This window comes from Halorubrum sp. ARQ200 (assembly GCF_005435115.1).
Classification (GTDB): domain Archaea; phylum Halobacteriota; class Halobacteria; order Halobacteriales; family Haloferacaceae; genus Halorubrum; species Halorubrum tropicale.
In genome coordinates this window covers 100,375-113,259 of sequence record NZ_SGTZ01000012.1, presented here as the reverse complement: position 1 = coordinate 113,259, position 12,885 = coordinate 100,375, and the positions used below count along the sequence as shown (strand labels likewise).

Sequence of the window (12,885 nt, the reverse complement as noted above, 5' to 3'; positions counted from 1 at the left end):
GACCTCAAGGATTAACAACTCCGTGGGCGTGAATTAACATATGACAGTCGTCAGCGTGTCCATGCCGGAGGAGTTGCTCGAACGGATCGACCGGTTCGCGGACGAGCACGGGTACACCGGCCGGAGCGAGGTCGTCCGCGAGGCCTCGCGGAACCTCCTCGGGGAGTTCGAGGACGCCAAGCTGGAGGACCGGGCCCTGATGGCCGTGGTGACCGTCCTGTTCAACTACGAGACGACGAGCGTCGAGGAGCGGATGATGCGGCTGCGACACGAGGACGAGGGGATCGTCGCCTCGAACTTCCACAGCCACGTCGGCTCGCAGTACTGTATGGAGCTGTTCGTGCTGGAGGGGGGCTTAGAGGAGATATCGGCGTTCGTCGGGAAGGTCCGCGCGACGAAGGACACGCTCACGGTCGATTACAGCGTCACGCCGGTGGACGAGTTCGGCGCCGGCGCGCTCGGCGACGGCCACGCCCACGGCGGGCACGGGCACGGGGCGTCCGAGGAGGCGGAGGGGCAGGCGGACGCGGCCGCCGAGGCGAACGAGGACGACTGAGCGGGCCGCGGCCCGGGAGGACGGACCCGGCCGCTCGCCCGCCTCAGGCGGTCTCGGGGCGGACGGACTCTATCGCCGCGTCGAAGTCCTCCCCGGTGATCCCGACCTCGTCTGCGTGGTCGTTGGCCGCCTCGCCGTGCTCGTCGGCGACGCGCTCGATGGCGCGCATCGCGGCCGCCCGCGACAGCGAGGCGATCTCCGCGCCGGAGTACCCCTCGGTCTCGTCGGCGACGCGCTCCAGGTCCACCCCGTCGGTCAGCGGCTTGTCGCGGGTGTGAACCTCCAGAATCTTGCGCCGGGCCTCGCGGTCCGGCTCCGGCACCTCGACGTGGGTCTCCAGGCGCCCGGGGCGGAGCAGCGCCGGGTCGAGCGCGTTCCGCCGGTTCGTCGCCGCGAGGACGACGAGGTTCGGGTTGTCGCTGGCGCGGTCGAGCTCGGTCAGGAGCTGTGAGACGACGCGCTCGCTCACGCCGGAGCCGTCGCCGCCGGCCGCGTCGCGGTCGGTCGCGACCGCGTCGATCTCGTCGAAGAAGACGATGGCCGGCGCGGCCTGTCGGGCCCGGTCGAACAGCTCGCGGACCGCCTTCTCCGACTCGCCGACGTACCGGTCGAGCAGCTCCGGCCCCGCGACCTGGATGAAGTTGACGCCGCTCTCGCCCGCGATGGCGCGCGCGAGCAGCGTCTTCCCGGTCCCCGGCGGGCCGTACAGCAGGACGCCGGTCGGCGGGTCCGCGCCCGCCGCGTCGAACAGCGGGCCGTACGACAGCGGCCACGTCACGGCGCGGTCGATCTCCGCCTTCGCGTCGTCTAAGCCCCCCACGTCGGCGAAGTCGGTCGTCGGCTGCTCGGCGACGTACTCGCGCATCGCGCTCGGCTCGACGTTCGCGTGCGCGGCCTCGAAGTCCGCCTTCCCGACCGTCACCTCGTTCAGCGCGCGGGAGTCGGACTCCCGGGCGCGGCGGAGCGCGGTCATCGCCGCCTCCTGCGCGAGCCCCTCGATGTCGGCGCCGACGAACCCGTGCGTCCGGCTCGCGATCCGGTCTAAGTCCACGTCGTCCGCGAGCGGCATCCGGCGGGTGTGGACGTCGAGGATCTGTCGGCGACCGGACTCGCCGGGGACGCCGATCTCGATCTCGCGGTCGAACCGGCCGCCCCGCCGGAGGGCGGGGTCGATGGTGTCGACGCGGTTCGTCGCGCCGATGACGATCACGTCGCCGCGCGCGTCAAGCCCGTCCATCAGCGAGAGCAGCTGGCCGACGACGCGGTTCTCGACGTCGCCGCCGTCGTCGCGCTTGCCCGCGATCGAGTCGATCTCGTCGAAGAAGACGATGGCCGGGGCGTCCTCGCTCGCGCGCTCGAACACCTCGCGGAGCCGCTCCTCCGACTCCCCCTTGTACTTCGACATGATCTCCGGGCCGTCGACGGTGATGAACGTCGCGTCGACCTCGTTGGCGACGGCGCGGGCGATGAGCGTCTTCCCGGTCCCCGGCGGCCCGTGGAGGAGGACGCCCTTCGGCGGGTCGATGCCGAGCCGGGTGAACACCTCCGGCTCGGAGAGCGGCAGTTCGATCGTCTCCCGGACCAGCTCCAACTCCTCGTCTAACCCCCCGATGTCCTCGTAGGTCGCGCCCGCGGTGTGCTCGGCCGGCGGGGCGTCGCCGCCCTTCGGACGGGCGTCGTCGCCCGGGCGGTCGGTCCCCGAGCCGGCGGCGGACCCGGACCGGTCGTCGGCCGACGCGCCTCCGCGGCCGCCCGCGTCTGCCCCAGCGCCGGCGTACTCGACCGACACGTCCGTCGCCGCCGTGATGCGGACGGTCCCCGCGGGCGACGTCCGCGCCACCACGAAGCGAAGGCCGCCGAGCCGCTCGACGTGGACGGCCTCGCCCTCGGTGACGGGGCGGTCGCGGAGCTCCCGAGAGAGCGCCCGCTCGACCACTTCGCGGCTCACGTCCACCTCCGCGAGGCGGCCGGGAGCGGTCAGCGTCGCGCGGTCGGCGTCGGACACGTCGACCGGGGCTATCGTCACGGTGTCGCCGACCTTCACGCCGGCGTTCGCGCGGGTGTCGGCGTCGATGAGGACGGAGCCGTCGCCGGCGTCGGGACCGCCCGGCCACACCTTCGCGACGGCGGTGCGCTCGCCGCGCACCTCGACCGTGTCGCCGCTGAGGAGGGCGAGCCGCTTGCGGGCCGACTCGGGGAGCCTGGCGATGCCCCGGCCCGCGTCCCGCTTCTCGGCGGCGCGGACCGTGAGCCGGAGCCCTGCGGTGTCGTTCATACCACTCGTTCTCGCCGGCGGCTCTTTACAGTTGTCCGACACCGTCGTGAACCGGTTTCCGATCATAGTTGTGGGATTGAAACAGCCGTGCGGGAACGACGATTACTTATAAAAGAGGATACGGTCGGCGCGTGCCTGCGAGCGGTCGCCCTCGGCGACCGCGAGCCAGCACGCGCGAGGGAGTCGCTGGCGCCGACGGCGCCAGCGACGAGGTTGGGGAGGCGTGAGGTGCGGTTGCGGTGCGGTGCGGGGTGGGGCTCAAAGGGGCAGTCGCGAGGCGGGCGCAGGCGACGCGAGCACCGCAGGGAGCGAACGAAGTGAGCGACTGAGGAGCGCGGCGAGCGTGCGCCCGCCTCGCGACTGGGGCTTTGGAGGTGTTCTCCGCAGCGTCCCCGCTCGTTTATGAGTGTACCACCGCCCGATCCGATCCGCCCCGGTCCCGCGAGCACCGACCGCAACCCCCTTCCCTCGGCCGGCCGCGATAGCTGGTATGCAACCGACGGGACACCTGCGGGGCGACGCGGTCCGCGTCGGCGGGGACGCCCGCCAGCGCTTCTACGACGCCCGGGGGTACGGGCGACCGCTCGACGGCAACGAGATCGCGCTCTCGCGGGTCGAGGCCGCCCACCTGCTGTTCCGCGGCGACCTCTCGGGGATAGAACTCGGCGGCGACGGGAGCGCCGAGACCGACGCCGACCCGGTCGGCTTCGAGCGCTTCTTCGTCGCGAGCGCCGCCGCGGCCGACCGCTTCGCGGTGCGGTTCCTCGTCTACTCGGACCTCCGCGACCGCGGCTTCTACCTCTCGCCCGCCCGCGAGCCGTGGCCCGGCGGGCGAGACGCGGCGAGCGACGCGGTCGACTTCGTCGCCTACGAGCGCGGCGCGACCCCCGACACGGGGAACGTGAAGTACCCGATCCAGGTCGTCGGCGAGCGCGAGTCGGTCGCGGCCGCCGGGCTCGCGGGACGCACGCTCGCGGTCGTCGACGAGGAGTCGGACATCACCTACTTCGCGGCCGAGAAGGGCGCGATCGACGGCGCGACGGGGTACGAGCCGCCGGCGGCCCTGAGCGGCGTCCTCCTCGCGGACCGCGTCGTCGTCTGGGACGCCCCCGAGGACCTGTACGAGCGCGGCTTCTACGGGCGCCCGCTCACCGGCCGCGCCGCCGACGTCGAGGGCGCGCTCCAGCTCTCCCTCGTCGAGGCCGCGTCGCTGGCCGCCGACGGACGCCTGTCGCTGTCGGCGTCGGTCGGGAATCCCGAGGCTGCGGACGCGGAATCGAGGGACGTCGCCGCCCGGATCGTCGCCCGCGGCCGCGACGTGGAGGGCGAGCGGTTCGATCGCCGGCTCGCCGTCTACCGGCGCCTCCGCGCGGCCGACGCGGTGCCGAAGACCGGCTTCAAGTTCGGCGCCGACTTCCGGACGTACCTCGACGTGGAGACCGTCGAGGACCTCCCGCACTCCGAGCACCTCGTGCGCGTGGTGGGGCCGGGCCACGAGTTCTCGCCCCGAGAGCTCTCGCTCGACGTGCGGCTCGCGGGCGGCGTCCGCAAGGAGATGGTGTTCGCCCTGACCGAGGTCGGCGGCGGCCACCCCGCCGCCGACGCCGACGTGGAGTGGCTCGCCGTCGACCGGCTGACGCCCTGACGCCCGGGTCGGCGCGAACAGAAGGCTTTTTTGACCGCTCGCCGTCGTCGCGTCCATGCCGTTTCCCTCCGCGTCCGACGCCGAGTCGGGCACGTACGACATCTCGACCGTCGACCTCAGCGACGACCGCTACGAGGTGAAACAGTCGCTGGTCCGGAACAAGTACGCCGTCCGGGACAGCGCCGGAAACGTCGTCCTCCGCGGGAAACAGAAGATGTTCAAGCTGAAAGAGGAGTTCCCGTTCGTCACCGGGGACGACGAGGACGCCTTCTCGGTGAAGGCGGGCGGGATCGTCGACATCGGCGGCAACTACGCCATCGTCGACGCGGGCACCGGCGAGGAGGTGGTCGTGCTCGACGAGGACTACTCGCTGTTCGTCGAGAACTGGACGGTCCGCGACCCCGACACGGGAGAGGCGCTGGCGACGATCGAGTCCAAGAACAAGCTGCTGTCGGCGCTCCGGCACCTCGTCGGCGCCGCGAACCTGATCCCGAACAAGTACGAGATATTCGACGCCGACGGCGGCCACGTCGGCGACATCGAGGGGCAGTTCTCGATGCGGGACGCCTACACGGTCACCGTCGACGACGCGAGCGACGTGCCCAAGGAGGCGGTGATCGCCGCCGCCTGTATCCTCGACGCCCTGGAGAACCAGTAGCGGCGCTCGCGGCGCCCCGGTGGAAACCGCGGCCGCGCTACGGTCGGAACTCGTCCGCGTAGTCCGCGACGAACTCGCGGACCGTCCGCGGCGGGCGCCCGAGGACCGCCTCGACGTCGCCCGTCGTCCGGCCGGAGCGACCCAGCCGCACGACCGAGTACTCGGCGGTCATGAACGCGACGAACCCCGGGGAGAAGCCGCGTTCGTACATCTGCCGCGCGAACGTCAGTCGCGACGGGTCGGCGTACGCGATCGGTCTGTCAAGCACCGCCGCGAATATCTCGGCCACCTCCTCGAAGTCGAGCGCGGCCGGGCCGGTGAGGTCGTACGCCCGGTCCGCGTGACCCGACTCGGTGAGCGCCCGCGCGGCGACCGCCGCGACGTCCCGCGCGTCGGTGAAGCTCAGGACGCCGTCGCCGGCCGGGACGAATATCTCGTCGCGCTCGACGATCTCTCGGCGGTGGATCTCGCTCAGGTTCTGGGCGAACCACGAGGCGCGGAGGAACGTGTGGTCCATGCCGGTCCCGGCGAGGTGGCGCTCGATCCGACGATGGGGGAGGACCGGGAACTTCTCCGCGCCGAGGATCGAGAGGAAGACCACGTGCTCGACGCCCACGCGGTCGGCGGCGTCGGCGAACTCGCGGACGTCGCTCACCGCGCTCCCCGGCGGGTACAGGAGGAAAAGTCGGTCGACGCCAGCCAGCGCCGCCCCCCACGTCTCGGGGCGACCGAGGTCGAACGCCACGGGCTCCGGGCCGTCGCCGAACGCGTCCCGCGCGTGCTCCGGGCTCCGGGTCGCCACGCGGACGGACGCGTCCCGGTCCGCGAGCGCTCTGACGAGCGGATCGCCGACGGTCCCCGTCGCACCGGTGACCAGTAACCGTTCGGTCATCGCTCGTCCGCGACCTTCGGCATCTCGCCGACGTATTCGACCCCTTCGAGGCAGTCGAGGACGAACGCGGCGACGTTCGCCCGCGCGGCGGCGTCGCGCACCCCGAGCGTGAGGTCCGTCCCGTGTCGGAACGCGCCCGCGTGCGCGGCCTCGGTGAGGCGCGGGGCGCGAACGACCGTCCAGCGCGCGTCGCTGGTCCGGACGGTCTCGACGTGGTCGCGGGCGTCTTCGAGGGCCGCCCGCGCCAGCAGCTTCAGGAGCGACTCCATCACCCTCCCGCCGAGACTCACCGACTCGCCCGCCTCCCTGACACCCGCGCCGACGAGCGTCACGAAGCGATCGACGCCGTGCTCGTCCATCGCCGCGAGCACGTGCTCGCCGGCCGCCGTGAGGAGGTCGTCCGGGCTCCCGTCGGTCTGTCCGAGGACGCTGACGACGGCGTCGACCGGGGTCCCGTCCCCGCCGACGGCGCGGTCGACGCCGTCGCCGGTGTACGCGTCGCCCGCGACGACGGCGACCCGGTCGTCGTCCCGGACCGACGACGAGAGGCTCGCGGGGTCCCGGACGAACGCGACCACCTCGTGCCCGCGGTCGAGCGCCTGTTCGACGAGCGGCCGGCCGGTTCGTCCCGACGCACCGAGTACTGCGATTCGCATACCCGAGAGTGGCGCGCCGAGGACATATACTTGTGACTTCGAAGCTTCGAAGTATTAGCCCGCATTCGGCTTGTATCCCAAAGATACAATAGCAATAGCGCACAGTGATCGCTCGATGAACGGACAGAGCGATGTGCCGGACGTGCCCGGACTGAGCGGGGGGTTGACTCGCGCGGAGGCGACCGCCCTCCGCGAGTCGTTCGCCCCGGAGGAGCAGGAGCGCATCGGTCGGACGGTGGCCGAGCTCCTGGATCTCCTCGGAAAGGCCCACACGATGGCGGTGTTGAGCGCGTTCGCGTTCGCCGAGGACTCGCTGCGGTTCAGCGACTTGGAGAGCGAACTCGACGCCGCCCCGAACACGCTCTCGGCGCGGTTGAAGGAGCTGACCGAGGCGGGGCTGCTCGACCGCGAGGCGTACGACGAGGTGCCGCCCCGGGTGGAGTACACGCCGACGGAGAAGGCGGAGTCGCTGTTCCCCGCCTTCGCGCACCTCCACCACTGGGCGATCGAACACGAACTCTGACGTACCGAGCGGTCCACCGCGCTCGCCGACTTCAATTTTCGTAGTAACAATGGACGTTCGAAGTCGGGAGTATATGCTGCCGGATCCGGTACTACGGATATGCCTACACAGGACACGGCGGGGCCGAGCGATCGGTCCCGAGACGGCAGCGCCGGCGAGCCGGCGTCCGCCGCCGCGATCGACGTCGACGGGCTCGAACTCACCTACGCGGACGGGACCGTCGCCGTCGACGGGATCGACATGACCGTTCCCGAGGGGGAGTTCTTCGGCTTTCTGGGGCCGAACGGGGCCGGCAAGACGACGACGATCAAGGTCTTCGCGACGCTTCTGTCCCCGACCGGCGGAACGGTCCGGGTCAGCGGCTTCGACGTGCGCTCCGACTCCCGGAAGGTCCGCGAGTCGATCGGGTACATGGCTCAGGAGACGAGCATCGACCCCGAGCTCACCGCCGCGGAGAACATCCGGTTCGCCTGCGAGGCGTACGGAGTCCCGCGGGACGAGCAGTCCGAGCGGGTCGACGAACTGCTCGACCTCGTCGACCTGGCGGACGTGGCCGACAAGCGGGCCGAGGAGTTCTCGGGCGGGATGAAAAAGCGGCTCGACGCCGCGACGGCGCTGGTCCATCGACCGCCGCTCGTCTTCCTGGACGAGCCGACGACGGGGCTCGACCCGAAGGCCCGCAACCGACTGTGGGAGTACTTCCGACGCATCAACGACCTCGGGACGACGATCTTCCTGACGACGCAGTACCTGGAGGAGGCGGACCAGCTCTGCGACCGCCTGGCGGTCATCCTCGACGGCGAGATCGTCGCCGACGGGAGCCCGAGCGAGCTCAAACGCGAGGTCGGGGGTGAGGTCCTCGACGTGGAACTGGAGGGCGACGGGACGGCAACCGAGCGGGCCGCGGCGATAGCGCGGGAGTTCGACGCCTTCGCGGACGCCTCGGTCGCCGAGACCGAGGAGGGAATCAGCGTCACCGCGGAGACGGCCCGGGAGCACGGCACCGACCTCCTCGTCGCGCTCCGGGACGCGGACGTAACGGTGACCGGGTTCAACATCCGCGCGCCGACGCTCGACGACGTCTTCCTCGCGATCACCGGTGAAGAGCTCGACATCGACGACGAGGAGGTGGCGCGATGAGCGCGCCCGCGAACGACCGCTCGGGGTCGAGCGCGCGCTCCGGGAACACGTTCGTCGGCGACGCGTGGGTGAACTTCAAGCGGTGGAACCTCAAGGCCGTGCGGAACCCGTTCGTCCTCGTCGTCTCGCTCGTCCAGCCGATCATCTTCCTCGTGCTGTTCACGGAGGTGTTCGGAAACGTCGCGGGCGGCGCGGTTAACCGGGGGCTGCCGGGGATCAGCTACGAGACGTATCTCGTGCCGGCGATCACCATTCAGGTGGCGCTCGCGGCGGCGATCACCTCCGGCGTCGGGCTCGTGAACGACATCGAGAACGGCATGTTCGAGAAGGTGCTCGTCACGCCGATGAGCCGCACGGCCGTCTTCGTCGGCAAGACCGCCGCGGAGGTGTTCCGGATCGCGGTCCAGATCGCGATCATCCTCGGGCTCGGCGTCCTCCTCGGCGCCGACATCGTCACCGGCGTCGCCGGGGCGGCGGGGATCGTCGCGGTCGGGATCCTGTTCTCGCTCTGGTTCGTCGCGTTCTCGAACGCCGTCGCGATCCTCACGCGAGACCAGGAGTCGACGATCATCAGCGCGAACCTGCTGCAGTTCCCGCTGCTGTTCCTGTCGAGCGCGTTCCTCCCGCTCGAAGCGCTCCCGGGGTGGATCCAGACGTTCGCCCGCGTCAACCCCGTGACCTACGGCGTCGACGCCGCTCGCTCGCTCATGATCGACCAGGACGTGATGACGGTCATCGACGTCGCGTGGTTCGGCGGGACGCTCGACGGCGTCGCGCCCGGCGTCGCCGTGCTCGTCGGGCTCGACCTCGTGCTGGGCGCAGTCGCCGTCGTGCTGCTCTCCCGCGCGTCGAGTTCGGACGTGAAGTAGGTGGAAGCGCCGACGCCGCTTCGGGGCGCGAGCGGTCGGAGGGCGTGCCCTACTCCCCGCCCAGCTTCGACTCGCCGACCGCGTCGCCGCCCTCGATGACCTCGGTGCCGCCCATGTACGGGCGCAGCGCCTCGGGGACGGTGACGGTGCCGTCGTCGTTCTGGTAGTACTCCAGGATGGCGACGACGATCCGCGGGACCGCGAGCCCCGAGCCGTTCAGGGTGTGGAGGTACTCCGCGGACTCGTGGTGCTCCTCGCGGTACCGGATGCCGGCGCGGCGCGCCTGGAAGTCCCCGAAGTTCGAGACGGACGAGACCTCCAGCCAGCGGCCGCCGTGCTCGGGGCCCTCGTCCATGTCGTCGGCCGGCGCCCACACCTCGATGTCGTACTTCTTCGCCTGCGTGAACCCGAGGTCACCGGTACACATCTCCAGGATGCGGTAGGGGAGCTCGAGGCGGCGCAGGACCTCCTCGGCCTCGTCGACGAGCCCCTCGAAGCGCTCGTCGCTCTCCTCGGGCCGGACGAAGTTCACCATCTCCACCTTGTTGAACTGGTGGACGCGGACGATCCCGCGAGTCTCGGTGCCGTGTTCGCCCGCCTCCTGCCGGAAGTTCGGCGTGTACGCCTGGTACTTCAGCGGGAGGTCCTCGCCGAGGAGGATCTCGTCGCGGTGGAGGTTCGTGACGGGCACCTCCGCGGTCGGGAGCAGCCAGAGGTCGTCGTCGTCGTACGCCTCCTCGTTCGTCCCCTCGACGCGGTAGGCGTCCTCGGTGAACTTCGGCAGCTGGCCGGTGCCGCGCATCGACGCGGAGTTGACAGGGATCGGCGGGAACACGTCCTCGTACCCCTGCTCGCGGTGGACGTCGAGCATGAACTGGATCAGCGCGTGTTCGAGGCGGGCGCCGTCGCCCTTCGCGACGTAGAAGCCGCCGCCCGCGACCTTCGCGCCGCGCTCGAAGTCGAGGATCTGCAGCTCCTCGCCGATGTCGTAGTGCGGCTCGACGTCGGCCGGGAGGTCGCGGCGGTCGTCGAACCCCTCGCGGCGGCGCTCGACGTTCTCGGACTCGTCGGCGCCGACCGGGACCGACTCCTGCGGGATCTGGGGCAGTTCGAGCAGCGACGCCTCCAACTCGGCCTCCAGCTCGTCGGCGCGCTCCTCGATCGCCTGGAGCTCGGCCTTGAGGTCCTGCGAGCGCTCGATCGCCTCTTCGGCCGCTTCCTCCTTCCCGGCCGCCTTCAGCTCGCCGATCGTCGAGGAGACCTCGTTGCGCTCGTGGCGCAGGTCGTCGCCGCGCTGTTTCAGCTCCCGCCACTCCTCGTCGACGTCGAGTATCCGGTCGAGGTCCACGTCGACGCCCTTGTTGTCGAGCGCCTCGCGGACGACCTCGGGGTTCTCCCGGACGAACTGTCGAGACAGCATTTGGCGGGGATTCCGCGGGACGACCCAAAACCGTATCGGAGCGTCGGCAGCGGTTGGCACGGGGCGGTGCGGCGACGGCGGCCGCCGTCAGTACCCGCCCGGCAGCGCCATCCCGACCGCGAGCGCGACGAGCGGGACCGCGGCGACGGCCGCGTACCACAGCCCAGCGCCGCCGAGGAGGAGGTACGTCGAGACGCCGTAACCGGTCGGGTCCCAGTTGAGCCCGAGCCGCGGGAGCCCGAACACGGCGACCGCCGGCGCGACGAGGCCGACCGCGACCGCGCCGAGCAGCGCCGTGAGCAGGAACCCGGAGCTCCAGGCGGGGCCCGCCTCGGCAGCGCGCGCGACGGTGAGGACGACCCCGGCGAGGTACGGCACCGAGAGCCCGACCGAGACGCCGAGGTAGGAGGGGAGGAGCCGCCCCGTCGGCGGCAGGGCGCGGAACAGCGCGCGGAGGCGCTCGGCGGCGAGGAACGGCGCGCACAGCCCCGCGGCGACGATACCGGGGAAGAGGAACAGCGCGACCGTCCACAGCCAGCCGACGACCGCGTCCGCGACGGCGGGGGCCGCGAGGGGCGCGGCCGCGCCCGAGAGCGGGGAGAGGGCACCCGAGAGCGGAGGGGCGGCGCCCGAGAGGGCGGAGAGGGCAGCGACCATGCGCGAGGGAGCCCGCGCCGGCGACAAACGTCTTGCGGTGCCTCGTGGCGGGCCGCCGCGGACCCCGCGACCGGGAACCACCAGCGTTTATCCCGCTCGCCGCGACCGGCCGACAACGATGCTCATCACGGGCGCGACGCTGGCCGACGGCCGGGTTCGAGACGTGCGGATCGGCGACGACGGACGGATCGACGCTGTCGCCGGAGGGCTCGGGGCCGACGCCGGCGAGCGCGTCATCGAGGCCCGCGGGAGGCACCTCCTGCCGGGCGCGGTCGACGTCCACGTCCACTTCCGCGAGCCGGGCGGGAGCCACAAGGAGACGTGGACTTCGGGGTCACGGAGCGCGGCCGCGGGCGGCGTCACGACCGTCGTCGACCAGCCGAACACCTCGCCGCCCACCGTCGACGGCGCGGCGTTCGACGAGAAGGCCGCGCTCGCGGCCGACTCGCTCGTCGACTACGGGATCAACGGCGGCGTCACGGAGGAGTGGGACCCCGAGGGCCTCTTCGACCGCCCGCTGTTCGCGCTCGGCGAGGTGTTCCTCGCGGACTCGACGGGCGACATGGGCATCGACGCTGACCTGTTCGCCGACGCGCTCGACGCGGCGGCCCGGCGCGACGCCCCCGTCACCGTTCACGCCGAGGACGCGACGCTGTTCGACGAGGGGGCGCTCGACGGCGACCTCGGGGGCGTCGGCACGGCCGCGACCGCCGACGCGTGGTCGGCCTACCGGACGGCCGACGCCGAGGTCGCCGCGGTCGAGCGCGCGCTCGCGGCGGCCGCGGACCGCGACGCGCAGGTCCACGTCGCGCACACATCGACGCCGGAGGCCGTCGACGCCGTCGTCGAGGCCCGCGACGACGGGGCGGACGCGACCTGCGAGGTCACGCCGCACCACTTGTTCCTCTCCCGCGAGCGGGCGCGGTCGCTCGGGACGTTCGGGCGGATGAACCCGCCGCTCCGCTCGGAGGAGCGCCGCGAGGCCCTGTTCGCGCGGCTCGCCGAGGGCGCGGTCGACGTGGTGGCGACCGACCACGCGCCTCACACCGTCGCGGAGAAGCGCCGCGGGCTCGTCGACGCGCCGAGCGGCGTCCCCGGCGTCGAGACGCTGTACCCGCTCCTCCTCGAATCGGCCCGGACCGGGGAGCTGTCGCTCGAACGCGTCCGCGACGTCGTCGCCGCGAACCCCGCCGAGACGTTCGGCCTCGGCCGGAAGGGACGGGTCGCGGAGGGGCGCGACGCCGACCTCGTCCTCGTCGACACCGCCGACCCGCGGGAGATAGCGGCCGCCGCGCTCCACAGCGCCTGCGGGTGGACCCCCTTCGAGGGGCTCCGCGGCGTCTTCCCGGAGGTCACCCTCGTCCGGGGCGAGGTCGTCTACGAGCGCGACCCGGCGACCGGCGCGGCGTCGTTCGGCGACCCGGTCGGTCGGAACGTCCGGGAGTCGTAGGTCCGCGGCGAACGGCCCGGTCGCGAGGCGCGAATCGTCGCCCGCGACCGTCGGCGCCGAAGGGGCGAAATCGGCCGAGACGAGCGGACCGCCGCCGGCGGAACGCATATGCCGTTGCTCGCCTTACCCGTGGTATATCGATGA

At 71.9% G+C, this 12,885-nt stretch carries 12 protein-coding genes; 7 read left to right on the top strand and 5 right to left on the bottom strand.

The window, feature by feature from the left end:
* Positions 1-40: 40 nt before the first annotated feature.
* Positions 41-556, top strand: a complete 516-nt coding sequence (locus tag EXE50_RS13560) for a CopG family ribbon-helix-helix protein (RefSeq protein WP_053770912.1) — start codon at positions 41-43, stop codon at positions 554-556.
* Between the two features lie 43 nt (positions 557-599).
* Here the strand turns inward: EXE50_RS13560 and EXE50_RS13555 are convergent, their stop codons facing one another.
* Positions 600-2,831 carry an AAA family ATPase gene (locus EXE50_RS13555; RefSeq protein WP_137705311.1) on the bottom strand — a complete coding sequence of 744 codons (2,232 nt, stop codon included), beginning with the start codon at positions 2,829-2,831 and terminating at the stop codon, positions 600-602.
* A 490-nt stretch (positions 2,832-3,321) separates the two neighbouring features.
* Here EXE50_RS13555 and endA point away from each other — a divergent pair, with 490 nt between their 5' ends.
* A complete protein-coding gene (gene endA / locus EXE50_RS13550; RefSeq protein WP_053770911.1) occupies positions 3,322-4,476 on the top strand; it encodes a tRNA-intron lyase in 1,155 nt (384 codons plus the stop codon).
* Positions 4,477-4,531: 55 nt separating this feature from the next.
* The gene (locus EXE50_RS13545; protein WP_053770910.1) at positions 4,532-5,134 is read left to right on the top strand and encodes a hypothetical protein; all 603 of its coding nucleotides are present in this window, start codon (positions 4,532-4,534) and stop codon (positions 5,132-5,134) included.
* A gap of 37 nt (positions 5,135-5,171) precedes the next feature.
* On the opposite strand, the gene EXE50_RS13540 is transcribed toward EXE50_RS13545, so the two are convergent.
* Both EXE50_RS13540 and EXE50_RS13535 read right to left on the bottom strand, forming a co-directional pair.
* Positions 5,172-6,026 carry an SDR family oxidoreductase gene (locus EXE50_RS13540; protein ID WP_053770909.1) on the bottom strand — a complete coding sequence of 285 codons (855 nt, stop codon included), beginning with the start codon at positions 6,024-6,026 and terminating at the stop codon, positions 5,172-5,174.
* Positions 6,023-6,682, bottom strand: coding sequence for an NAD(P)-dependent oxidoreductase (locus EXE50_RS13535; RefSeq protein ID WP_077152245.1), 660 nt, complete (start codon positions 6,680-6,682; stop codon positions 6,023-6,025). Before EXE50_RS13535 ends, EXE50_RS13540 begins: the two co-directional genes overlap by 4 nt.
* Before the next feature lie 115 nt (positions 6,683-6,797).
* On the opposite strand from EXE50_RS13535, the gene EXE50_RS13530 reads away from it, so the two are divergent.
* The 3 genes from EXE50_RS13530 to EXE50_RS13520 all read left to right on the top strand — a co-directional run bounded on the left by EXE50_RS13530 (position 6,798) and on the right by EXE50_RS13520 (position 9,214).
* Positions 6,798-7,205, top strand: coding sequence for a helix-turn-helix domain-containing protein (locus tag EXE50_RS13530; protein ID WP_121599790.1), 408 nt, complete (start codon positions 6,798-6,800; stop codon positions 7,203-7,205).
* Between the two features lie 99 nt (positions 7,206-7,304).
* Positions 7,305-8,345 carry an ATP-binding cassette domain-containing protein gene (locus EXE50_RS13525; protein ID WP_053770907.1) on the top strand — a complete coding sequence of 347 codons (1,041 nt, stop codon included), beginning with the start codon at positions 7,305-7,307 and terminating at the stop codon, positions 8,343-8,345.
* Positions 8,342-9,214 (top strand): ABC transporter permease, encoded by an 873-nt coding sequence (locus EXE50_RS13520; protein WP_137705310.1) that lies wholly within the window; start codon positions 8,342-8,344, stop codon positions 9,212-9,214. The genes EXE50_RS13525 and EXE50_RS13520 overlap by 4 nt, the downstream gene beginning before the upstream one ends.
* Positions 9,215-9,263: 49 nt before the next feature.
* Here the strand turns inward: EXE50_RS13520 and serS are convergent, their stop codons facing one another.
* Positions 9,264-10,634 (bottom strand): serine--tRNA ligase, encoded by a 1,371-nt coding sequence (serS, locus tag EXE50_RS13515; RefSeq protein ID WP_137705309.1) that lies wholly within the window; start codon positions 10,632-10,634, stop codon positions 9,264-9,266.
* Positions 10,635-10,721: 87 nt separating this feature from the next.
* On the bottom strand, positions 10,722-11,291 hold the full coding sequence (locus tag EXE50_RS13510; protein WP_053770904.1) for a hypothetical protein: 570 nt from the start codon (positions 11,289-11,291) through the stop codon (positions 10,722-10,724).
* Between the two features lie 118 nt (positions 11,292-11,409).
* Here EXE50_RS13510 and EXE50_RS13505 point away from each other — a divergent pair, with 118 nt between their 5' ends.
* The gene (locus tag EXE50_RS13505; protein ID WP_137705308.1) at positions 11,410-12,741 is read left to right on the top strand and encodes a dihydroorotase; all 1,332 of its coding nucleotides are present in this window, start codon (positions 11,410-11,412) and stop codon (positions 12,739-12,741) included.
* Positions 12,742-12,885: the final 144 nt, after the last annotated feature.

Coding starts and splice junctions, on each gene's coding strand:
- EXE50_RS13520 (WP_137705310.1), top strand. CDS start 8,342: ATGAGCGCGCCCGCGAACGACCGCTCGGGGTCGAGCGCGCGCTCCGGG.
- EXE50_RS13545 (WP_053770910.1), top strand. CDS start 4,532: ATGCCGTTTCCCTCCGCGTCCGACGCCGAGTCGGGCACGTACGACATC.
- EXE50_RS13505 (WP_137705308.1), top strand. CDS start 11,410: ATGCTCATCACGGGCGCGACGCTGGCCGACGGCCGGGTTCGAGACGTG.
- EXE50_RS13535 (WP_077152245.1), bottom strand. CDS start 6,682: ATGCGAATCGCAGTACTCGGTGCGTCGGGACGAACCGGCCGGCCGCTC.
- EXE50_RS13555 (WP_137705311.1), bottom strand. CDS start 2,831: ATGAACGACACCGCAGGGCTCCGGCTCACGGTCCGCGCCGCCGAGAAG.
- EXE50_RS13510 (WP_053770904.1), bottom strand. CDS start 11,291: ATGGTCGCTGCCCTCTCCGCCCTCTCGGGCGCCGCCCCTCCGCTCTCG.
- EXE50_RS13525 (WP_053770907.1), top strand. CDS start 7,305: ATGCCTACACAGGACACGGCGGGGCCGAGCGATCGGTCCCGAGACGGC.
- EXE50_RS13530 (WP_121599790.1), top strand. CDS start 6,798: ATGAACGGACAGAGCGATGTGCCGGACGTGCCCGGACTGAGCGGGGGG.
- EXE50_RS13560 (WP_053770912.1), top strand. CDS start 41: ATGACAGTCGTCAGCGTGTCCATGCCGGAGGAGTTGCTCGAACGGATC.
- endA (WP_053770911.1), top strand. CDS start 3,322: ATGCAACCGACGGGACACCTGCGGGGCGACGCGGTCCGCGTCGGCGGG.
- EXE50_RS13540 (WP_053770909.1), bottom strand. CDS start 6,026: ATGACCGAACGGTTACTGGTCACCGGTGCGACGGGGACCGTCGGCGAT.
- serS (WP_137705309.1), bottom strand. CDS start 10,634: ATGCTGTCTCGACAGTTCGTCCGGGAGAACCCCGAGGTCGTCCGCGAG.